Origin of the sequence: Lentibacter algarum, from assembly GCF_040580765.1 — a bacterium.
Classification (GTDB): Bacteria; Pseudomonadota; Alphaproteobacteria; order Rhodobacterales; family Rhodobacteraceae; genus Lentibacter; species Lentibacter algarum.
The window spans coordinates 729,542-751,557 of record NZ_CP158687.1 but is presented as its reverse complement, the minus strand read 5'-3'; the positions used below and the strand labels follow the sequence as shown (position 1 = coordinate 751,557).

The 22,016-nt window shown below is 58.0% G+C and carries 21 protein-coding genes and 1 riboswitch; of the genes, 13 read left to right on the top strand and 8 right to left on the bottom strand.

The annotated features are described in order from the left end of the window. Positions 1–31: 31 nt before the first annotated feature. The 5 genes from rpsA to DSM117340_RS03685 all read right to left on the bottom strand — a co-directional run bounded on the left by rpsA (position 32) and on the right by DSM117340_RS03685 (position 5,913). Positions 32–1,723, bottom strand: a complete 1,692-nt coding sequence (gene rpsA, locus DSM117340_RS03705) for a 30S ribosomal protein S1 (RefSeq protein WP_271437247.1) — start codon at positions 1,721–1,723, stop codon at positions 32–34. A gap of 302 nt (positions 1,724–2,025) precedes the next feature. Beyond that, entirely contained in the window at positions 2,026–3,024 is a 999-nt protein-coding gene (locus DSM117340_RS03700; RefSeq protein WP_089887972.1) for an aldo/keto reductase, read from the bottom strand. After that, positions 3,021–3,629 carry a d(CMP) kinase gene (locus DSM117340_RS03695; protein WP_089887970.1) on the bottom strand — a complete coding sequence of 203 codons (609 nt, stop codon included), beginning with the start codon at positions 3,627–3,629 and terminating at the stop codon, positions 3,021–3,023. The genes DSM117340_RS03700 and DSM117340_RS03695 overlap by 4 nt, the downstream gene beginning before the upstream one ends. A gap of 1 nt (position 3,630) precedes the next feature. Continuing rightward, complete coding sequence (gene aroA, locus DSM117340_RS03690; protein ID WP_089887969.1) at positions 3,631–4,977, bottom strand: 3-phosphoshikimate 1-carboxyvinyltransferase; 1,347 nt, start codon at positions 4,975–4,977, stop codon at positions 3,631–3,633. A 66-nt stretch (positions 4,978–5,043) separates the two neighbouring features. Further along, positions 5,044–5,913, bottom strand: a complete 870-nt coding sequence (locus DSM117340_RS03685; protein ID WP_089888973.1) for a hypothetical protein — start codon at positions 5,911–5,913, stop codon at positions 5,044–5,046. A 114-nt stretch (positions 5,914–6,027) separates the two neighbouring features. Between DSM117340_RS03685 and miaB the strand changes: the two genes are divergently transcribed. The 9 genes from miaB (at position 6,028) to trmB (ending at position 15,062) form a co-directional block, all read left to right on the top strand. Then, positions 6,028–7,350 carry a tRNA (N6-isopentenyl adenosine(37)-C2)-methylthiotransferase MiaB gene (miaB, locus tag DSM117340_RS03680; RefSeq protein ID WP_089887967.1) on the top strand — a complete coding sequence of 441 codons (1,323 nt, stop codon included), beginning with the start codon at positions 6,028–6,030 and terminating at the stop codon, positions 7,348–7,350. A 296-nt stretch (positions 7,351–7,646) separates the two neighbouring features. Continuing rightward, the gene (locus tag DSM117340_RS03675) at positions 7,647–8,153 is read left to right on the top strand and encodes an OmpA family protein (RefSeq protein ID WP_089888970.1); all 507 of its coding nucleotides are present in this window, start codon (positions 7,647–7,649) and stop codon (positions 8,151–8,153) included. Positions 8,154–8,166: 13 nt separating this feature from the next. Beyond that, positions 8,167–8,514, top strand: coding sequence for a hypothetical protein (locus DSM117340_RS03670; protein ID WP_089887966.1), 348 nt, complete (start codon positions 8,167–8,169; stop codon positions 8,512–8,514). 159 nt (positions 8,515–8,673) lie between these two features. Next, a complete protein-coding gene (locus tag DSM117340_RS03665; protein WP_089888967.1) occupies positions 8,674–9,684 on the top strand; it encodes a PhoH family protein in 1,011 nt (336 codons plus the stop codon). Positions 9,685–9,901: 217 nt separating this feature from the next. Further along, a complete protein-coding gene (ybeY, locus tag DSM117340_RS03660; protein WP_089887964.1) occupies positions 9,902–10,405 on the top strand; it encodes an rRNA maturation RNase YbeY in 504 nt (167 codons plus the stop codon). A 38-nt stretch (positions 10,406–10,443) separates the two neighbouring features. Beyond that, complete coding sequence (locus tag DSM117340_RS03655) at positions 10,444–11,421, top strand: hemolysin family protein (protein WP_089887962.1); 978 nt, start codon at positions 10,444–10,446, stop codon at positions 11,419–11,421. After that, complete coding sequence (gene lnt, locus DSM117340_RS03650; RefSeq protein WP_089887960.1) at positions 11,405–12,946, top strand: apolipoprotein N-acyltransferase; 1,542 nt, start codon at positions 11,405–11,407, stop codon at positions 12,944–12,946. The genes DSM117340_RS03655 and lnt overlap by 17 nt, the downstream gene beginning before the upstream one ends. Before the next feature lie 42 nt (positions 12,947–12,988). Then, a riboswitch (SAM-SAH riboswitch) is annotated at positions 12,989–13,038 on the top strand. A 5-nt stretch (positions 13,039–13,043) separates the two neighbouring features. Beyond that, positions 13,044–14,225, top strand: a complete 1,182-nt coding sequence (metK, locus tag DSM117340_RS03645; protein WP_089887959.1) for a methionine adenosyltransferase — start codon at positions 13,044–13,046, stop codon at positions 14,223–14,225. Positions 14,226–14,327: 102 nt separating this feature from the next. Continuing rightward, positions 14,328–15,062, top strand: a complete 735-nt coding sequence (trmB, locus tag DSM117340_RS03640; protein ID WP_089887957.1) for a tRNA (guanosine(46)-N7)-methyltransferase TrmB — start codon at positions 14,328–14,330, stop codon at positions 15,060–15,062. Between the two features lie 268 nt (positions 15,063–15,330). Here the strand turns inward: trmB and DSM117340_RS03635 are convergent, their stop codons facing one another. The 3 genes from DSM117340_RS03635 to fabA all read right to left on the bottom strand — a co-directional run bounded on the left by DSM117340_RS03635 (position 15,331) and on the right by fabA (position 18,136). After that, positions 15,331–16,128 (bottom strand): enoyl-ACP reductase, encoded by a 798-nt coding sequence (locus tag DSM117340_RS03635; protein WP_089887956.1) that lies wholly within the window; start codon positions 16,126–16,128, stop codon positions 15,331–15,333. Then, positions 16,125–17,354 (bottom strand): beta-ketoacyl-ACP synthase I, encoded by a 1,230-nt coding sequence (fabB, locus tag DSM117340_RS03630; protein WP_089887954.1) that lies wholly within the window; start codon positions 17,352–17,354, stop codon positions 16,125–16,127. Before fabB ends, DSM117340_RS03635 begins: the two co-directional genes overlap by 4 nt. Before the next feature lie 272 nt (positions 17,355–17,626). Next, on the bottom strand, positions 17,627–18,136 hold the full coding sequence (gene fabA, locus DSM117340_RS03625) for a bifunctional 3-hydroxydecanoyl-ACP dehydratase/trans-2-decenoyl-ACP isomerase (RefSeq protein WP_089887952.1): 510 nt from the start codon (positions 18,134–18,136) through the stop codon (positions 17,627–17,629). A 207-nt stretch (positions 18,137–18,343) separates the two neighbouring features. Between fabA and irr the strand changes: the two genes are divergently transcribed. The 4 genes from irr to DSM117340_RS03605 all read left to right on the top strand — a co-directional run bounded on the left by irr (position 18,344) and on the right by DSM117340_RS03605 (position 22,009). Continuing rightward, a complete protein-coding gene (gene irr / locus DSM117340_RS03620; RefSeq protein ID WP_089887950.1) occupies positions 18,344–18,772 on the top strand; it encodes a Fur family transcriptional regulator Irr in 429 nt (142 codons plus the stop codon). A gap of 101 nt (positions 18,773–18,873) precedes the next feature. Then, complete coding sequence (locus DSM117340_RS03615; RefSeq protein WP_089887948.1) at positions 18,874–19,863, top strand: NADPH:quinone reductase; 990 nt, start codon at positions 18,874–18,876, stop codon at positions 19,861–19,863. A gap of 247 nt (positions 19,864–20,110) precedes the next feature. After that, positions 20,111–20,713, top strand: a complete 603-nt coding sequence (locus DSM117340_RS03610; protein ID WP_089887947.1) for a superoxide dismutase — start codon at positions 20,111–20,113, stop codon at positions 20,711–20,713. Positions 20,714–20,788: 75 nt separating this feature from the next. Next, a complete protein-coding gene (locus tag DSM117340_RS03605; protein ID WP_089887945.1) occupies positions 20,789–22,009 on the top strand; it encodes a TCR/Tet family MFS transporter in 1,221 nt (406 codons plus the stop codon). Positions 22,010–22,016 lie beyond the last annotated feature (7 nt).

The window sequence follows — 22,016 nt, the reverse complement described above, 5'->3', positions numbered from 1 at the left end:
CGAGGCCTCTTCAAATGTCTTATTGCTGGTCTCAGTCGTCTGACTTGAGCGCCGCGCCAAGGATATCACCAAGTGATGCGCCGCTGTCTGATGAGCCATACTGCTCCACAGCTTCTTTCTCTTCGGCAATTTCGCGCGCCTTGATCGAGAGGCCGAGACGACGTGTTTTGGCGTCTACGTTTGTAACGCGCACATCCACCTTGTCGCCAACAGAGAAACGCTCAGGGCGCTGCTCGGCACGGTCGCGGCTGAGGTCTGAGCGGCGGATGAAGTTTTTCATGCCCTCATATTCAACTTCGATGCCGCCATCCTCGATGGATGTGACTTCAACAGTAATGATGCTGCCACGCTTCGTGCCACCAACTGCTTCGGCAAACTTGTCGCCGCCGAGGCCTTTGATGGAAAGCGAAATGCGCTCTTTCTCAACGTCAACTTCCGAGACAACGGCCTGAACCATATCGCCTTTGCGGTAGTTCTGGATCGCGTCTTCGCCGCGCTCATCCCAAGAGATGTCTGAGAGGTGCACCATGCCGTCGATGTCGCCTTCGAGGCCGATGAAGAGGCCGAATTCAGTGATGTTCTTAACTTCACCTTCAACTTCTTTGCCCTCTGGGTGCGTCTCAGCAAAGACTTCCCATGGGTTGCGCTGTGTTTGCTTGAGGCCAAGCGAAACGCGGCGTTTTGCACCATCGATTTCGAGAACCATGACTTCGACTTCTTGTGATGTCGACACGATCTTGCCGGGGTGTACGTTCTTCTTTGTCCAAGACATTTCAGACACGTGCACAAGACCTTCAACACCGGCTTCCAGCTCAACAAATGCGCCGTAATCGGTGATGTTTGTCACGCGGCCCATGTGGACACTCTCGAGCGGATATTTGGCCGCGACGAGATCCCATGGATCGTCTTGCAACTGCTTCATGCCGAGGCTGATGCGGTGCGTCTCTTTGTTGATCTTGATGACCTGAACCTTCACAGTTTCCCCGATTGTGAGGATTTCTGATGGGTGGTTCACACGGCGCCATGCCATGTCTGTCACGTGGAGAAGGCCGTCTACGCCGCCGAGGTCAACAAACGCACCGTATTCGGTGATGTTCTTGACCACACCGTCAACAGAATCGCCTTCAGCAAGGTTGCCAATGACTTCTGCACGCTGTTCGGCACGTGATTCTTCAAGAATGGCACGACGTGAAACAACGATGTTGCCACGGCGGCGGTCCATTTTGAGGATCTGGAACGGCTGCTTGAGGCCCATAAGTGGGCCTGCGTCGCGCACGGGGCGCACGTCAACTTGTGAGCCAGGCAAGAAGGCCACGGCGCCGCCGAGGTCAACTGTGAAGCCGCCTTTGACGCGGCCAAAGATCGCGCCATCGACACGTTCTTCGTCAGCATATGCTTTTTCCAGACGGTCCCATGCTTCTTCACGGCGCGCCATCTCACGTGAGATAACCGCTTCGCCGCGGGCGTTTTCAGCCGAGCGCAGGAAGACTTCCACTTCATCGCCAACAGCGATTTCAGGAGCTTCACCTGGGTTTGCGAATTCTTTCAGATCAACGCGGCCTTCCATTTTGTAGCCGACGTCGATGATAGCTTGGCCCGCTTCGATCGCGATAACCTTGCCTTTGACAACAGAGCCCTCTTCGGGCGTGTCCATTTCGAAGCTTTCATTCAAAAGCGCTTCGAAGTCTTCCATAGATACTGTGCTAGCCATGTGGCGTTTCATTCCTTTTAAGTGTTTCTGGCCGTGCGGTTGTCTCCGCCGGTCTTCGGGTTTCTATTGGTCAGACAGCGCTGGCAGCTTTTAAAACAAAGAGGGCCGGACTTTTCCGACCCTGCTCATTTTGCCCTGCGGTAGCCCCGCCTTGTTCGACAGGCGCGCGTATATAACGCTCCTGCCTCAAAGGCAAGCCCCAGCCCTTTTTTTGCTCTGCAAACTGCAGGTTTCCTCTTTCTCAAAATATCCCGAGGGGACGCGGGGAAGCAGTGCTCCCCAGCCTCAGTTTGATTTGTCACACAAATCCAGCCTTAACAGTAGCGCTCAGGTCCGATCCACTGCGCTTCAGAATACCTGTCCCCATGCGCCCACCCAAGCGGCAAGATCGCCTCGATCCGCTCCAAATCCTCAGATGTCAGCCTGACGTCCCGCCCCTGCAAACAATCACTCAAATGCGAGACAGAACGCGTCCCGGGGATCGGGATCACATGGTCCCCCTGCGCCAGAAGCCATGCGTTGGCCAGCCCCGCAGCACTCACACCCATCTCGGCGGCCAAAGCGCAAAAGCCGGCTGCAGCACTCACGTTGGCCTCATAATTCGGGCGCATAAACCGCGGATTGCCGCGCAAGAAGTCAAGGCTCTGCACGGCCTCAAAACTCAGGGGTGTATCGGTCAACAAAGAGCGCCCAACAGGGCTAAATGCAACAAGCGCTGTGCCAAGTTCGGCACAGGCCTGCACAAGGCCCAATTCTGGGCTGCGCGTGCTCAAGGAATACTCCGATTGCACCGCACTGACATGCGCCACTTTTGCCGCTCGACGCAGGCTGCTCGGCGCGATTTCAGAGTAACCAAAGCCAAGCGCCTTGCCCGTCTTCACAATCGCCGCAAGGCTCTCTGTCACCTCTTCAATCGGCACGTTCGGATCACGGCGATGGACATAAAACAGACCCACGTGATCGACACCCATACGTTGAAGTGACTTATCAAGTTCTTCTTCCAAATGCTTGCGATCATTTCTAAAAATGCGATTTCCACTTTCGTCTCTGGCAATCGATGCCTTGGTCGCAATCACAAACTCCTGCTTGGCGTCAGGATGGGCCGCAAAGTAGCTTCCGATCACATCTTCAGAGCGGCCCATGCCGTAGATGTTGGAGGTATCAAGATGGGTCAACCCGACATCGCGGCAATGATCAAGGATCGCGTGGCTTTCCGCCTCGCTCGTTGCGCCGTAAAAGTCCGAAAAAGACATCGCCCCATACCCGATCGCGCTGATCTCTGGGCCATTTTTTCCAAGCCTGCGTGTTGTCATTTTCGTGCTGCCTCCACTGCTGCGATCGCCGCCGTCACGGCGGCCTCAATACTCATGCTTGAGGTGTCAATCAAAACAGCATCCACAGCCGCAACCATCGGCGCTTCAGCGCGGCCCGCGTCACGCGCATCGCGCTCTTTCACATCAGCCAGAACCTCTTGCAATGTCGCCTCCGCCCCGCGCCCCAAAAGCTCCGCGTGGCGTCGCGCTGCGCGCACCTCTGCACTGGCGGTCACAAACAGCTTGGCCTCTGCGTCAGGACAAATCACCGTCCCAATGTCGCGCCCGTCCAAGACGGCCCCCCCCGCACGCCGCGCAAACGCGCGCTGAAAGTCCACCAATGCCGCGCGCACTTCACCAATCACAGCGATACGGCTCGCAGCTTGCGCCACATCCGCCGTGCGCAGCGCATCATTCTCCAAGTCTTCCGCCACAAGACTGCGCGCCGCCTCAATAGGGTCTACCCCGTCGAGCACTTTGGCACCAACAGCCCGATACAAAAGCCCCGTATCTAGATGCGCAAATCCAAAATGCGCGGCCACAGCCTTTGATATCGTGCCCTTCCCCGCCGCAGCTGGCCCGTCTATGGCAATCGCAAAGCTCATGTCACACCCGCTCGATTATAGCGCCAAGCCCGCCCATCAGGCTCTCAAATATAGGGAAAGACGTCGCAATAGGCCCACCATCATCAACCTGCATAGGCTGCTCGCTCGCCATTCCGAGAATCAGGAACGACATCGCAATGCGATGATCCAGACGGCTCTCAACTGTCGCGCCGCCCGTCACATTGCCATGCCCACGGCCCTCAACAGCCCACCAGTCCTCGCCTTCGTCAACAGTGACACCCGCAGCGCGCAGCCCCTTGGCCATCGCGTCGATCCTGTCGCTTTCCTTCACACGCAGCTCTTTCACGCCGTGCATTTCGGTACGCCCTTCAGCAAAGGCCGCCACAACAGAGAGCACAGGATATTCGTCAATCATGCTCGCCGCACGCGCAGGCGGAACTTCGATCCCCTTGAGATTGGGGGAAAATTTAGCGCGCAAGTCAGCCACAGGCTCGCCGCCCTCTTCGCGCAGGTTTTCATAGGTCAGGTCTGCACCCATCTCGATCAGCGTGGTAAACAGCCCCGCCCGCGTCGGGTTCAGGCCAATGTTGGGCACAAGCACATCCGAACCTTCAGTGATAATCGCCGCACAGACAGGAAAGGCCGCAGAGCTCGGATCGCGCGGCACAGTAATATCTTGGGCTTTAAGTTCGGGCTGCCCCTGCAAGCGAATGATGCGGCCCTCGGCGGTCTCTTCCGTCTCGATTGTCGCGCCAAACCCAGCCAGCATTCGCTCGGTGTGGTCCCGCGTCGCTTCACGCTCAATAACTTGGCTCTCGCCCCGCGCATTCAGCGCCGCCAGCAAGACAGCAGATTTCACCTGAGCACTCGGCACAGGCACAGTGTATTGTACAGGCGCCGCATCTGCCGCGCCCACAATCGTCATCGGCAAGCGCCCGCCGCGCCGCCCGTAGGCCCGCGCTCCAAACAAAGCCAGCGGATCCGTCACCCGCGCCATCGGGCGCGAATTGAGCGAGGCATCGCCCGTAAAGGTTGCCGTCATGTCAGTGGTCGCCATCGCGCCCATAATCAGACGCACGCCCGTGCCGGAATTGCCGCAGTCAATCACATTGTCAGGTTCTGTAAACCCGCCAACGCCAACGCCGTAAACCCGCCAGTTGCCTTGGCCAAGGTCTTCAACTTCAGCACCAAACGCGCGCATCGCACGGCCTGTGTCGAGCACATCCTGCCCCTCCAAAAGCCCTGTAATACGGGTCTCCCCCACGGACATTGCCCCCAAAATAAGCGAGCGATGCGAGATCGATTTATCGCCGGGCACATGGGCCTCGCCCGTAAGGCCTTTACATTTGCGTGAGAGCATCGGAAGTGCGGCGCCGTGTGATGACATATCAGTCCCCGTGAAATTTCTCAGGGGTTTTAGCCGAGCCGCCGAAGGAGGTCTACGCCTAACCGCCTAAAACCACTGCCCCGGCTCCATCAGGCCCAAGTCCAGCAGCTGGCGCGAGTGCCATTCAAAGGGGACAGAGTTATGCCACTTGAAACTGTGAATATCAAAGGTCGAGCCCGGATTGCGCTTGAGCGCTTTGGCCGTTCGGAACGAGCAAATCGAAGCCGTGAGGTTGTTATGCCAAGGGCAGGCAAAGGTATTGTATTCTTCGTCATTAAAGGTGTGATCTTCGCGCAGTCGCAAGCCTGGCTGGGCGCGAAACAGCGCAATACGGTCAATCTTGCGGCGTGGCACTGGGATGTGCTCCTCATAGCGCCACCGCAACCCGCCAAAAAAGTCGAGCTGCCGCTCTTTTGGATGATTGTGATTGGCTGCATCAGGCCGCGCGAGCGCGTAATATCCTGAGCGGTCAATAAAGGCGCTATCAAGAGAAACTGCGCTTGGATAGCTGTCCAGATCGCCCGCATAGAGATCCACCACATAGGTGAGCATCGCATCACGGCGCTCTTCAGTATGAAACGCAAGCATTTCGCCCACAACCCGCGTCTCGCAAAACGGATAGAAAAGGTATTCAGCATTGAAGCAGTAATAAAGCCACTGCCCTTCTGCTTTATCAATTACGGCGTTCACAGCTTTGCTGAGCGCCTCTTCCCCGCGCACGTCGTAATTCACACGCACAATCGTATCGACCAGATCGACAGCAAGTGAAAACTCGCGCGGCATAAATCCAATCACGCGATGAAAACCAAGCTGCTGATGGTGGCGCAATGTGGTGTCGAGCTCGGCCTCATCCTCGGCAAAGACAAGCGCGATCGGCCCTTTGGCCAAGAATCCAGCGCCCTCTTTGATAAAGGTCTCAAGATTGGAAAAACTAATCTGCATACTCATAAGCCCGTTTTTGGAATAGAATCGGTTAATTCATCGTGCATTGCAAGTGGGCAGCATTTTCGCTACTCAGCGGCCAAATTCGCGCACGCAGGACACACGCCCATGACAAGCCCCAAAAAGCTCTTCATCAAGACCTATGGTTGCCAGATGAACGTCTATGACAGTGAGCGCATGGCCGAAGCCCTCAAAGGCTACGAACAGACAGACACGCCCGAAGATGCGGACATGATCCTGCTCAACACCTGCCACATCCGCGAAAAAGCCGCCGAAAAAGTCTATTCCGAGCTGGGCCGCTACAAGCCCCTCAAAGACGCTCGTCCCGATCTGAAGATCGGTGTCGCTGGCTGTGTTGCCCAAGCCGAAGGCGGAGAAATCATGCGCCGGCAGCCGATGGTAGACCTTGTCGTTGGCCCCCAGAGCTATCACCGCCTGCCAGAAATGGAGGCAAAAGTGCTCACGGGCGAAAAGGCCCTCGATACAGACTTCCCCATCGATGACAAATTCGAGCATCTTGCCGCTCGTCCCAAGGCCGCTCGCGGCCCAACGGCTTTTCTCACCGTTCAGGAAGGCTGTGACAAGTTCTGCGCTTTCTGCGTTGTGCCTTATACACGCGGTGCCGAGGTGTCTCGCCCTGTCGATCGTATTCTCACAGAGGCCCGCGACCTTGTTGAGCGCGGCGTGCGCGAGATCACACTTCTGGGCCAGAACGTTAACGCCTATCATGGCTTTGGCACGGACGGCTCAGAAGCAACCCTTGCCCAGCTCATCTGGAAGCTCGACAAAATTGACGGGCTTGAGCGCATCCGCTTCACCACAAGCCATCCAAACGACATGACGGACGAGCTGATCGAGGCGCATGGCACCTGTGACAAGCTGATGCCCTATCTGCACCTCCCCGTGCAGTCAGGCTCAGACAAAATTCTCAAGCGCATGAACCGCTCCCACACCCGCGACAGCTATCTCAAGCTGATCGAGCGCATCCGCGATGCGCGCCCCGATATTCTGATCTCGGGGGACTTCATCGTTGGCTTCCCTGAAGAAACTGATCAGGACCATGCCGATACGCTCGATATCATCCGCGAAGTGAACTTCGGCCAAGGCTTCTCGTTCAAATACTCCCCCCGCCCCGGAACGCCCGCCGCCGAGCGCCCCGAGGTCGAGGCTGCCGTAGCCGACGCCCGCCTCCAAGAGCTACAAGCGCTCATCGCGCATCAGCAAAAAGCCATTCAAGATACGATGCTCGGTCGCGAACTTGACGTGCTCTTTGAAAAGCCCGGCAAATTCGAAGGCCAAATGATGGGCAAGACAGGCTACCTGCACGCGGTGCACGTTAAAAACTGCGACCTGCCCCGTGGCGCAATCGCCCGCGTCAGAATCATCGAAAGCGTACGCAACTCTCTGGCTGGTGAACTTGTGAACAAGTGATTCTGCGCCTGCATCCCCTTTGGCCCCCTGAGGTGGGCCAAAAATTATGCAACAGAATGTAATTACACCCCAGAACTGCTCATTTACGCCGAAACACCACAAGATATTGTAATTTCTGAGCTTCACAAGCCAGACAATCTTGATAAACTGCCTTTTATAAAGAGTTGTTCAGTGCCCATGGCTGCCATACCAATCTCGGGCCTGATCGGGGGAAATAATTAAAAGGGACATCGGCTGTGGCTAATTTGATTTCCAAATCAGTAACAAGCCTTGCTGCCTTCGCTCTGGGCGCCGTGATGACAGTCACTGCGGCAGAAGCACAGCAAGGAACGCGCACCGTAACGGGCGAAAGATATGCACCAACAATTTGGGTTGATCCGGATGGATGCGAACACTGGGTGATGGACGACGGCTTTGAAGGCTATATGTCGCCACACACGACGCGTCAGGGTATCCCCGTGTGCCACCGTGGCAATGTCTGCGGCGTAATGAACTCCGACCAGTTCTTCGCCACAAACTCACACCGCATCAGCGCCTCTGGCGCGGCTCGCCTGCAAGAGTTTTTCCGCAGCGCGCAAGCCACATCGTTTATCATTGCCGGCCACACCGACAGCCGCGCCTCTGATGAGTATAACATGAAGCTCAGCTACAACCGCGCCAATGCGGTCGCCGCTGTGGCCAAATCGACAGGCGCACGTATCGCCGATGTCCGCGGATACGGCGAGCGCATGCCCGTCGCCTCCAACAGGACTGCAGGCGGCATGAAGCAAAACCGCCGCGTCGAAATCATCTGTGTGCGTTAAGGGGAGCTAGATTATGCTTAAATTGAAAATCGCAGCACTTCTATCAAGTGCACTCCTCGTATCAGGCTGTGGCGAAGCCGCCATCGCAGCGCTCTCGGGCGAAGGCGGTCAAGGCCGCGTCAACACAGACAAAACATTCGACTACGGCCAAGGCGCCGAAGAAGAACACCTTTCAAACCTCGTTGCTGGCATCTGGGTTGATCCAAACGGCTGTGATCACTGGATCATCGACGACGGCATCGAAGGCTATCTCTCCCAGCGCCTTGATCCCTACGGCAAGCCCGTATGCTCAGGCATCGCGCCGCCAAATACAGCGATTGGCCCTTACAAAGGCGACCAAACAATCAATGACCCGCTCTAAGGGCGCGCCTCTCAAGCCAAATGATGCTCAGGCCACGGTGCACACGCACCGTGGCCTGTTGCATTTGGGGGGCGGCTTTGCCAAGCACACCCAAACACCAGACAGCACAATCAGGAGACTGGCTTGAACGCGACAACACTTCCCCCCGCAGGCCCCGACATCAAATCAAAAGACCAAGACACGCTTGGCGAAGTCCTTCTCGACTTTCCTGACAACCGGCTCTTGGTCGAGCTCTGCGGCGAATTTGATCGCAACTTGGCAGACATCGAGCAGAAGAGCGGCGTCCAGATCCTGCGCCGCGGCAATCACCTCGCCGTCATTGGCGACGCCTTCAGCACAGAGGCCGCCGCCCGCGTGCTCACCACACTCTATGAACGCTTGGAAGAGGGGCGCTCCGTCGAGCCCGCCGATATCGACCGCGAGTTCCGCATGAGCACAAGTGCCGACGACGCCCGCAGCGCCGCCACGCCCGCCCCTGCTGGACAAATGGAGATGTTCCAGTCTGGCCGCGTCGAAATCCGCACCCGCAAAAAAACGGTAGAGCCGCGCACAGACGCCCAGAAAGCCTATGTCCAAAACCTGTTCAAAAGCGAGCTTGGCTTTGGCATCGGCCCCGCTGGCACAGGCAAAACATACCTCGCCGTCGCCGTTGGCGTGAACATGTTCATCGAGGGCCATGTTGATCGTATCATCCTGTCGCGCCCCGCCGTGGAAGCAGGCGAGAAGCTCGGCTATCTGCCAGGGGACATGAAAGACAAAGTCGATCCCTACATGCAGCCGCTCTATGACGCGCTGAATGACTTTCTCCCAGCCAAACAGCTTGCCAAACTGCTCGAAGAGAAGCGCATCGAAATCGCTCCCCTCGCCTTCATGCGTGGTCGCACCCTCTCCAATGCCTTCGTGGTGCTCGATGAGGCCCAGAACGCAACGGCGATGCAGATGAAAATGTTCCTCACCCGCCTCGGCGAAGGCTCCCGCATGGTCATCACGGGCGATCGCTCCCAAATCGATTTGCCCGCCCATATCACGTCGGGCTTGTCAGAAGCCGAGCGCCTCCTCAAACGCATCCCGAACATCAGCTTCAATTACTTCACAGCGGATGACGTGGTCCGCCACCCCCTCGTCGCTGCCATCATCAAGGCTTACGACGCCGACGCCCCGCTCGGCTAAGCCCAAGACACCCCCAAGCGCCCCCTTTTTTCTTTCCAGAAATATCCCAGGGGGTCTGGGGGACTGGTCCCCCAGCTAGGCTGCGGTCTGGGGCGGGCTGGTCCCCCGACGGGTCGGGTGCACGCAAAGCAAAAACACACAGCCTGCCGAAACTCTACGGCAGACCACACCGCGCAATACGTCTTTATCCCGCGCCCCCAAAAGGCTAATCAGCTCCATGCTCATTGACCCAATCATAGAAGACCCCCGCTGGACAGAAGCCCATCTCACGGCTTTGTCCGAGACCGCCGCTGCGAAGACACTGGCCCACCTTGGTCTTGCCCCCACCGCCTATGAAATCGCTCTACTCGGCTGTGATGATGCACGCATCGCCACGCTCAACACAGAGTTCCGCGCCAAACCGACGCCCACCAATGTGCTCAGCTGGCCCGACCAAGACCTCGCCGCCGAAGACGATGGCGGCACCCCCGAGCGTCCTGAAGCCGATCCACACGCACAAGAAGAGCCGCTCTTTTTGGGCGATATTGCCATCAGCTATGACACATGCGCGCGTGAAGCCGCCGATCAGGGCAAGCCACTTGCCGATCACATCACTCATCTCATCGCCCACGCGACCCTTCATTTATTGGGCTACGATCACATCCGTGACCAAGATGCCACGTTGATGGAAGGGCTTGAGGTAGAAATACTTGGCAAAATGGGCATTGCTAACCCATATTGATCGCAGTATCGCGATGACTACCCTTCAGGAAAGACACAATGGGCGACAACCAAGACGGATCTTCTAGTGCAGCGCCAAGCGCGCAGCCTGCCCCCGAGGCCGATCCACACCCGAGACCCACAACAGGGTTCTTCTCACGTATTATCCGGGCCCTCAGTCCCGCAGACCCGAACGAGCCACCTGTGCCGTCACGGCCAAGTGCAAACCCGACACTTGCCCATGGTGTTCTCAATCTGCGCCGCATGGCTGTTGAAGATGTCATGGTGCCTGCCGCCGATATCGTTGCGGTGCCCTCCACTATTTCAAAAGACGAGCTTGTCACCATTTTCCGCGAAAGCGGCCTGACACGCCTGCCTGTCTATGAAGACACGCTCGACAGCCCCGTTGGCATGGCACACCTCAAGGATTTTGCGCTCCAGCACGGCTTCAACGGCTCTGCCGCCAAGGGCCGCTTTTCTCTGAAGGCGCTCTTGCGCCCGCTGATGTTCGTGCCGCCCTCGATGCCCATCGGGGTTTTGCTCGCCAAAATGCAAGCCGAACGCAAGCATATGGCGCTGGTGATCGATGAATACGGCGGCGTTGATGGCCTCGTAACGATTGAGGACCTGATCGAACAGGTCGTCGGTGAGATCGAAGATGAACATGACGCCGAAGAAGACGTCTATTTCACCCAAGACAAAAAGGGCGGCTACCTCGCCCTTGCCAAAACGCCACTGAATGAATTTGAAGAAGAAATCGGCCTGCCTCTGACTGAAGTTGATGAGGTCGATGGCGAAGAGGTCGAGACCCTAGGTGGCCTTGTCTTTATGCTCACAGGCCGCGTTCCCGTGCGCGGCGAAGTGGTCAAACATCCCGAAGGCTTCGAGTTTGAAGTCGTCGATGCCGACCCGCGCCGTATCAAACGCCTGCGCGTGCGCCTGCCCGATCACGTCGCCCGCGCAGCCGAGGCCGCAGCAAAAGCCGCCGCAGCATCAACAGCCCCGAGTGAAAAAAGCGGCAATGCGGCGGCCACTTAATCCGCTGCCCTGGCTCTCTGAGCTGCCTGTTTCGCGTCAAATGTTTCTGGCCGCGCTCGCTGGCCTGATCACAAGTCTCGGTCTTGCCCCCATTGGGCTCTGGCCCATCGCACTCTTGGCGCTCGCGTGCATCTACCTCATGATGCTCGCCGCCCAAAGCCGTCGCAGCGCCGCCTTCATAGGCTGGGCTGCTGGAACTGGCTATTTTTCCCTCGCCCTCGTCTGGATTGTAGAGCCATTCATGGTCGATCCGTGGCGCCATGCGTGGATGGCGCCGTTTGCGCTGTTCTTTATGTCTGCTGGCCTCGCGCTCTTTTGGGGCGCAGCCGCTGGCTTTGCCCATGGCCGTGGCCGCCTCGCCTTCATCGGCGCGCTCGCCTTGGCCGAGCTGGCCCGCGCACATCTTCTGACAGGCTTTCCTTGGGCGATGCTCGGTTATCTCTGGTCCGAAAGCCCGATGGCGCTCTATGCGGCCTATATTGGCCCCCACGGCCTCACGCTTCTGGCGCTCATCACAGCCGTTTCGCTGGCAACCCGCCCCGCGCGGCTGCCGCTGACGGGCTATCTTCCACTGCTCGCAGTCTTTGCAGCCCTTGCCGCCGCTCCACTCTTGCAAAAAGACACAAGCGCCCCCCCTGACGCGCCGTACGTGCGCCTGATCCAACCCAACGCGCCCCAGCATCAAAAGTGGGATCCCGCCTTTGTGCCCATCTTTTTTGAGCGCCAGCTCGAATTCACACGTTTGCCCTCTTACCTCGCCGAAAGAAAAGACAAACGCCCCGATCTGATCATCTGGCCCGAAACCGCCGTACCTTGGACTCTCGGGCGCGCCGAGACCGCGCTAGACATGATCTCGGACGCCGCAGGCGATGTGCCTGTGGTGCTCGGCATTCAGCGCTTTGACGGCCCCCGCCTCTATAACTCTCTCGTACTGCTAAGTCCCGCCGGCCAAGTCGCTACCGTCTACGACAAACATCATCTCGTCCCCTTTGGTGAGTATATCCCTTATGGCGACTGGCTTGCGCGCTTCGGCATCCGCGGCTTTGCCGCACAGGAGGGCGATGGCTACTCCGCAGGCGCAGACCCGAAGCCAATCGACATCGAGGGGGTTGGCCGCTTCACACCACTGATCTGCTATGAGGCGATCTTTCCTGCCTACTCCGCCGCCTTCAATAAGACTGCAACACATTTGCTTCAGATCACCAATGATGCTTGGTTTGGCGAGGTCTCTGGCCCCCAGCAGCACCTCTCTCAAACGCGTATGCGCGCCATCGAACAAGGTATCCCGCTCATTCGTGCTGCCAACACAGGCATTTCTGCCATGATCGACGCCCAAGGCCGCGTCCTGGCGTCAATCCCTCTGGGGACAGCAGGCTTCATCGATGTGCCTCTGCCCGAGCGCCTCCCCCCCACACTGTATAGCCGCACAGGTGACTGGAGCGCCTTGGCGCTTATCCTCGTCCTCCTCGCGACCTCTTGGCAACGGACCCGCACCAAGCGATCCCACCACACCAAATCACGTTGACAATCCACCTCGCACAAGCGACCTACGACCCATAACAACAAACGACCGCCCCAACGGCTTCCTGACGGGGTGGATCATAAACCACTGGAGCACTTTCATGGCACGTAATAACTATACCTTCACTTCAGAGTCCGTCTCCGAAGGTCACCCTGATAAAGTCTGCGACCGCATCTCTGATGCCATCCTCGACGCCTTCCTCACACAAGAGCCCGAAGCCCGCGTCGCCTGCGAAACTTTTGCCACAACAAACCGTGTCGTCATCGGCGGCGAAGTCGGCCTCGCCGATCAAGCCAAGCTCTCCGAGTATATGGGCAAGGTTGATGCGATCACGCGCGCCTGCATCAAAGACATCGGCTATGAGCAAGACAAGTTCCACTGGAACACCTGCGAAATCACCAATCTTCTGCATGAGCAATCCGCCCACATCGCCCAAGGCGTAGATGCCTCGGCCGACAAGGACGAAGGCGCTGGCGACCAAGGCATCATGTTCGGCTATGCCTGCTCGGAAACAGACGCGCTTATGCCCGCCCCAATCCAGTTTTCTCACGCGATATTGCGCCGCCTCGCCGAGGTCCGCAAAAACGGAACCGAGCCAACGCTCGGACCTGACGCCAAGAGCCAGATTTCCGTGACCTACCGCGACGGCAAACCCGTCGGTGTCAGCTCAATCGTGCTCTCCACCCAGCACCTCGACGAGAGCATGACATCTCAAGACGTGCGCGCCGTGGTCGAGCCCTATATTCTCGAAGTCCTCCCTGAAGGCTGGATCCTGCCTGAAACGGAATGGCACGTGAACCCGACAGGCAAGTTTGTCATCGGTGGTCCCGATGGTGACGCAGGCCTCACAGGCCGCAAAATCATCGTTGATACCTATGGCGGCGCAGCGCCCCACGGTGGCGGCGCGTTCTCTGGCAAAGACCCGACAAAAGTTGACCGCTCCGCAGCCTACGCCGCGCGCTATCTGGCCAAAAACGTAGTCGCCTCTGGCATGGCAAGCCGCTGTACGCTGCAGCTCAGCTATGCCATCGGCGTCAGCAAGCCCTTGTCGATCTACGTCGACACCCACGGTACAGGCCAAGTCGAAGACGCCGCCATTGAGCGCGCCATCGCCCAATGCATGGACCTGACGCCACGCGGCATCCGCCAGCACCTGTCGCTCAACAAGCCGATCTATGAGCGCACAGCAGCCTACGGCCACTTCGGCCGCGCCCCTGAAGCAGACGGTGGCTTCTCATGGGAACGCACCGATCTCGCCGCAGCCCTCAAAGCCGCGGTCTAAGTACAAAACCAGCCAGAAAGGCGCGGGAGGATATCCCCCCGCGCCTTTTTCTATAGCTGGCCCCATATTGCGTGCCCGCGCCTTTCGCGCTAAAGCGCGCCCATGAGCAATGACACACCCGAAAATCCCCCCGCAAACCATCCTTCTGGCGCCCCATGGCGCAATTTCTATGGCCGTTTCAAAGGCAAGGGCCTCCGCCCGTCCCAAGAAGGCTACCTTGAGGAAGACCTTGCGGCCCTCTCTCCTGGTGCGGTGAGCTGGGAAGAAAATCCCGAGCGCCACGCGCTCGATCTGCCCGCCGTCTTCGGCGACCGTGACATCTGGCTCGAAATTGGCTTTGGTGGCGGCGAGCACATGGTGCATCAAGCCGAACAAAATCCTGACGTCGGCTTTATCGGCTGCGAGCCCTATATCAACGGCGTCGCAATGTTGCTCGGCAAAATCCGCAAAGCCAAAACCGACAATATCCGCATCCATGCAGGCGACGCTCGCGATATGTTTGATGTGCTGCCGGACGCGAGCCTATCGCGCGCCTTCCTGCTCTACCCAGACCCTTGGCCCAAAAAACGCCACCATCGCCGCCGCTTCGTAACGCAAGAACACCTTGTTCCATTGGCTGCCAAGCTCAAGCAAGGGGCCATTTTCCGCGTCGCCACGGATATCGAAGACTACGTGCGCCAAACGCTGGAAGAAGTGCCGCGTGCAGGCTTTGAATGGCTTGCTGAAAGTGCAGAAGACTGGCGCACGCCTTGGCAGGATTGGATTTCAACGCGCTATGAGCAAAAGGCACATCGTGAGGGGCGTACGCCGCACTATCTCACCTTCCGCAAGCTCTAAGTCAAAAGCATATGCGTATAAGAAAATGCGCCCCGTCTAAACTCGAAACCACATGAACCGACACTGAACAAACCGACGGGGCGACTTACTAAAACGCCCATCGGTTCTCAGCCTGTGACGTGTCTTCATACTTACCGCCCATGCCTTAACAAACTGTAAACACTCTTCATATTTCTAAAAAAACTGAAGAGCGCGAGACACCTTTGGTGCGCAATGGCCATTGGCCACGCCCCTCGCCAAAGTAGAATTTACCTCACAAGTTCGAACCCTACAGGTTCTCTTGCTGCGGCATCCCCAAGACATGAAAGCCCCCATCAACACGGATGATCTCGCCTGTGGTGCAAGCCCCAGCATCAGAAGCCAGATACACAGCCGTGCCACCCACAGCCTCCAACGTTGCATTCGAGCCAAGCGGTGCGTTCTTATCGGTGTGCTTAAATGTAGCCCGCGCCCCACCAATCGCAGCGCCCGCAAGCGTCTTCATCGGGCCAGGTGAAATCGCATTCACACGAATGCCCTCGCGCCCCAGATCATTGGCAAGATAGCGCACTGTGGCTTCCAAGGCCGCCTTGGCGACACCCATGACGTTGTAGTTCGGGGTGACTCTCGTAGAGCCCATATAAGTCAGCGTCAAAAGCGTGCCGCCGTTCTCTTCCATCATCGGATGCGCGCGCCGCGCAACTTCGATGAAGGAATAAGCCGAGATATCCATCGAGTTCTTGAAGTTGTCACGGCTGGTATTGAGGATCCGCCCCGTCAGCTCGTTTTTGTCACTGTAAGCAATGGCATGAACCACAAAATCGAGTGTCCCCCAGCGCGCCTGAAGCTCGCCAAAAGCCGTATCCAGTGACGCATCATCCGTCACATCGACATCCACCATAAAGTCACTGCCCACAGAGGCCGCCAGTGGCTCAAGCCGCTTGCCAAAAGCCTCGCCCTGATAGGTAAACGCCAGCTCCGCGCCCGCCTCTGCCATCGCTTTGGCAATGCCCCAAGCGATAGAGCGCTCGTTCGCGACGCCCATAATCAGCCCGCGTTTTCCTGTCATAGCGCCCATATGCGTCATCCCTTAAATTTAGACAAAATCATCGATCCATTCGTGCCACCAAAGCCGAAGGAGTTGGTCATAACGCTATCAAGCCCCGCGTTGTCGACACGCGCCGTGGCAATTTCGCCCGCCTTGATCGCAGGATCAAGCGTTTCCACATTGATGCTCGGGATGATGAAATCATGCTCAAGTGACAGCAGACAATAAATTGCCTCCTGCGCGCCCGTCGCGCCCTGCGAGTGGCCCGTCATCGACTTGGTAGAGCTGATCACTGGCTGTTTGATCCCCTCAAAGACCGCGCGCACCGCTTCCACTTCACCCACATCGCCCACAGGCGTCGATGTGCCATGCGCATTGATATAGTCCACTTGGCGTCCTTCAGGCAGCGTAGACAGCGCAAGCTTCATCGCCCGCATCCCGCCTTCGCCCGACGGTGCAACCATGTCGGCCCCGTCAGATGTCGCGCCATATCCCGTTACTTCCGCATAAATCTTCGCACCGCGTGCCAAAGCATGGCTCAGCTCTTCGAGCACAAGGATACCGCCGCCGCCGCCAATAACAAAGCCGTCACGGTTGGCATCAAAAGCGCGGCTCGCGCGCTCAGGCGTGTCGTTATACTTGCTGCTCATCGCGCCCATAGCGTCAAAGAGGCACGACAGTGTCCAGTCAAGCTCTTCGCCACCGCCAGCAAACATGATGTCCTGCTTGCCCATCATGATCTGCTCTGCCGCATTTCCGATGCAGTGCAGACTTGTCGAGCAGGCCGAGGTGATCGAATAATTGATCCCCTTGATCTGATAGGCCGTCGAAAGGTTCGCCGAGACAGTCGAGCACATGGTCTTGGGCACAGCAAAAGGCCCGATCCGCTTGGTCGCACCCGAGTTCAAGACCGCTTGGTGCGCCGCGAGCATAGCGCTCGTCGAAGGCCCACCAGAGCCCGCCACAAGCCCCGTGCGCTCGTTGATCACATCACTCGGCTCAAGCCCTGCATCCGCAATCGCCTGTCCCATCGCAATATGCGCATAAGCCGCCCCTGGCCCCATAAAGCGCAGCGTGCGCTTATCAACATGATCCGCCACATTCAGCTTCACATTGCCAGCAATACGGCTCCTAAATCCATGCTCGGCCATATCCTCGTTAAAGGTAATCCCCGATGTGCCCGCCTTCAGCGACGCAAGCACCTCTTCGGCGTTATTCCCGATGGAGGACACAACCCCCAACCCTGTGACAACTACTCGACGCATGTGGCCTCCTATTGCTTTGCTTAAGCTTTACTAGGGCATTGGGAGGGGAAAGTGCAAGATCGGTTGAAGCCCTGCGCGTCCAAGGGCCGAGGCGCGGCACATCAACGACCGTGGCGACGCATACAAAGTCCCTCAAGCAGGCGGCTCCAATCGCGAAAGACCGCTGCCATGGCTTTGGGAGCAGACACGCTCAGCGCCACAGAGCCCAGAACAAAACAGCGCAACAAAAAAGAGGCCCGAAGGCCTCTTTCCAATCTCAGCTTTGGGCCGCCTCAGCTCTCGCTGAGCGCAACCTTCATGTCTTTCACTTGATAGATAACATCGCCATCCGCTTCCACAATCCCGTCCGCAACACCCATCGTGAGGCGGCGGGTCTGGATCGCTTTGGTGAAATTCACACGATACGTCAGCATCTTGCGATCAGGGCGCACCATCCCTGTCAGCTTCACTTCGCCCACACCAAGCGCATAGCCACGCCCAAGCCAGCCGCGCCAACCAAGGTTAAAGCCCGTCAGCTGCCATAGGCCATCGAGGCCCAAACAGCCGGGCATGATCGGGTTGCCAGGGAAGTGGCAGTCAAAGAACCAAAGATCAGGTTTGATATCAAACTCGGCAATCACATGGCCCTTGCCGTACTCCCCGCCATCTTCCGAAATCTCGGTGATCCGATCCATCATAAGCATTGGCGGTTCGGGAAGTTGCGCATTTCCCTCGCCAAAAAGCTCGCCGCGGGCGCATTTGAGCAAATCGTCTCGGTCAAAACTGCTGGGGTATTGGGCCATAGGAAGAGCCGCCTTTCTGTCTTGATATCATAGCGTTCAATCTCCTCTAGCACCCCGCTTAAGGGCCTTGCAAGAGCGCCGGACGTCGCGGTGGCCCCTCCAAGTTGCGAAGCATTCGCACTATGTCTTGAAAGCATCATGGTTTTTGCCCTATATTGACGCAAGGACGCGCCGCTCAAGGCGCACCATTGAGGACAAAACGCGCGCATGACATTGCCAAACGCCACCACGCCCAAAGAGCGCAGCACAAAGTGGCTCGCCGCCAAGGGCCTGCGCCCGACGCGCCAGCGCCTTGCCTTGGCCGAGCTTCTCATGGGCGATGGCAAGCACCGCCATGTCACAGCCGAAAGCCTCTTTGACGCCTCGAAAGACATCAGCGAAACAGTTTCGCTCGCCACGGTCTACAATACCCTGCGCGCGTTTTGTGACGCAGGCCTGATGCACGAAATCACCGTGGATGGCTCCAAGAGCTACTTTGATACCAACACATCAGAGCACCCCCATTTCTTCTGGGAAGACACAGGCGAGCTCACCGATGCCTCTACCGAGCGCATGGAGATCACAAATCTGCCCAGCGCCCCCCAAGACGCCGAGATCGCCAGCGTCGATGTGGTCATTCGTCTGCGCCGCACCTAAAGTAGCGCCCAACCCTTGGGCCAAGTCTGCGACGTAACGGCCCGCCTTGACCCTCCCCCAACGCTGCCGCACAACTCCCTCAACATCAGGGAGAGAACACTATGCGCGCCATCACCTATTCTGCTTTCGGCCCCGCCGCCGAAGCCCTCAGCCTCACAGAGGTTGAAACACCCACTGCCAAAGCTGGCGAAGTCCTCGTGCGCCTACATCTCTCTGGCGTAAACCCGTCAGATGTTAAGGCCCGCGCAGGTGGCCGGCCTGGCGTGCCAAAGCCACCCTTCCCCCAGATCATTCCCCACTCTGATGGCGCAGGCGTGATTGAGGCCGTCGGCGCAGGCGTGCCTCCGTCCCGTGTTGGCGAGCGGGTCTGGATCTGGAACGGCCAGTGGCAGCGCCCATTTGGCACCTGCGCCGAGTATATCGCCCTGCCCGCCGCTCAGGCCGTGCCGCTCGGCGATCATAGCTTTGAAACGGGCGCCAGTCTTGGCATCCCCGCGCTCACAGCCGCGCATTGCGTGTTCGGTGGCGGCTCCGTCGAAGGCAAGACACTGCTCGTGTCCGGCGGCGGTGGATCTGTTGGCTTCATGGCCGTGCAACTCGCCAAATGGGCAGGCGCGCGTGTCATCGCCACGGCCTCAGCGGGCCCATCTGCGGATCAAGCTCAAGCTGCAGGTGCAGATCTCGTTCTTGATCACCGCTCGCCCACACTGGCTGAAGACATCCTGCAAGCCACGTCAGGCAATCTGATTTACCGCGCCATTGAATGCGAGTTCGGCGCAAACATAGACACGCTCGCCACCGTCATGGCCCCTTGTGGAACCATCGCCGCCTACGGCTCCGCCGTAAACATGGCCCCGACGCTGCCGTTTGGCCCGCTTCTCTTCAAAGCGATCACTATCGACATCGCGCTGATCTATATCCTGCCCGCGCCCGAGCGCGCTGTTGCAATTGATCATATTCACCGTGCCTTGGCCGAGGGCGCGCTCACCGCAAGAGTCCACAAAACCTACGAACTCGAAGACACAGCCAAAGCCCACGAGGCAGTTGAGGCCGCCCATCGCTACGGCGCAATCTTGGTTAAGACCGCCTAAGTGCGGCGCACGGCGTGCGCTGCCTTTACTGAATAAAGGCTTAAGGAAAGCGGGATTCAGGCGGTGCACGGGTTGTGTACGGGTTGTGCACGCTTTTCACCCCCCCTGTTTTGGCCCCCTCAAAGCCGCGTTAACCCTGCGGGACGGTGGTGAAATTTGTGCTTTTTTGCCCTCTGCCCCTTGACCTTCGGACCGCTTCACCCCCATCTAAACCCAAGATAAACGCGAACTCCAAAGGGGACTTTCCATGGCTTTTGAACTTCCAGATCTACCGTACGCTCACGACGCGCTCGCCGCTCACGGCATGTCCGCCGAGACCCTCGAATACCACCACGATCTGCACCACAAAGCCTATGTCGACAACGGCAACAAGCTCATCGCAGGCACGGAATGGGACGGCAAAAGCCTTGAGGACATCATCATCGGAACCTACGATAAATCTTCTGTCGCTCAGAACGGTATCTTCAACAATATCAGCCAGTTGTGGAACCACAACGAGTTCTGGCAGATGATGAGCCCAACCAAATCAGCGATGCCAAGCGAGCTTGAGAAAGCCATTACCGAGAGCTTCGGTTCGGTTGACAAATTCAAAGAAGATTTCTCAGCGGCAGGCGCAGGCCAGTTCGGCTCAGGCTGGTGCTGGCTCGTGAAAAACGCTGACGGCTCACTTGCTGTCACCAAGACAGAAAACGGCGTGAACCCACTTTGCTTTGGCCAAACAGCTCTTCTCGGCTGCGATGTTTGGGAGCACAGCTACTACATCGATTTCCGCAACAAGCGCCCGGCCTACCTCACCAACTTCCTCGACAATCTGGTGAACTGGGAAAACGTGGCCAGCCGCCTTGGCTAAGCCCCTGTAAAACAATACCTTTCAAACGCCCCGCAAGCTGACCTTGTGGGGCGTTTTGCCTTAGAAAGCCTATATATGCCCTCTCGCCTCCCCGTCTTTTTCATCGTCATGACTGTTGTCATCGACGCCATGGGCATCGGCCTCATCGTGCCTGTGATGCCCGAATTGATCCAAGAGGTTCACGGCGGCAACATCGGCAATGCGGCCATATGGGGCGGCATTCTGGCAACCTCTTTCGCAGTCATGCAGTTTCTCTTCTCACCCGTCCTTGGGGCGCTCTCTGACAGCTTTGGGCGGCGCCCCGTCCTACTCGTTAGCCTTTTGGTCATGGCCGCTGATTATGTTGTGATGGCTTTGGCCGGTTCGATCTGGCTTTTGCTCGCAGGGCGCATCATCGGCGGCATCACAGCAGCCACGCATAGCACCGCCATGGCCTATATGGCGGATGTATCCGCGCCACATGAAAAAGCTGCGCGGTTTGGGCTGATCGGCGCGGGCTTTGGCATCGGCTTTGTGATTGGTCCTGTTTTGGGCGGCCTTTTGGCAGATTACGGCACGCGCGCTCCCTTCTGGGCCGCCGCAGCGCTAGCACTCGCAAATGCTGCACTCGGCTTTTTTGTGCTGCGTGAAACGATCACCGCCGCCAAAGCGCGCGCCTTTGAATGGCGCCGCGCCAATCCCTTCGGTGCATTGCGCTCGGTTGCCCGCCTTGACGGGCTCAAGCTGCTCCTTGTGGTGTTCTTCTTTTTTAACATCGCAACCCATGTTTACCCCGCCGTCTGGGCCTATTTCGGCGCCGAGCGTTTTTCATGGCCCGCCAGCACCATCGGGCTAAGCCTTGGGCTCTACGGTATCGGCTTTGCCTTCGCCCAAGGCGTTCTGGTCCGTCCCGCCATCCGCCAGCTCGGACCACGCCGCGCTGTGATGCTGGGCATGTGTTCAAGCATCGCCTCGTTCCTTTTGCTAACCTTTATCACCGATGGAACATTGCTCCTCTGGCTTATACCCTTCTTCTCCCTAGGCGCGATCGCAATGCCCGCGCTGCAAGGCACACTCTCACAAGCGGTGCCAGACAATGCCCAAGGCGAGTTGCAAGGCGTGCTTGGCTCGCTCTCCTCGCTCTCAATGATCCTGTCTCCCGTGATCATGACCCAGACGTTCGCCCATTTCTCCCGTCAAGATGCTGGCCTATACCTGCCCGGCGCCCCCTTCCTTCTGGCCGCGCTCATCATGGGATTTGCCCTGATCCTCTACATCACCGATAAATCAGCCCGCCAAATCCAAAACGCGACGTAAGGACGTC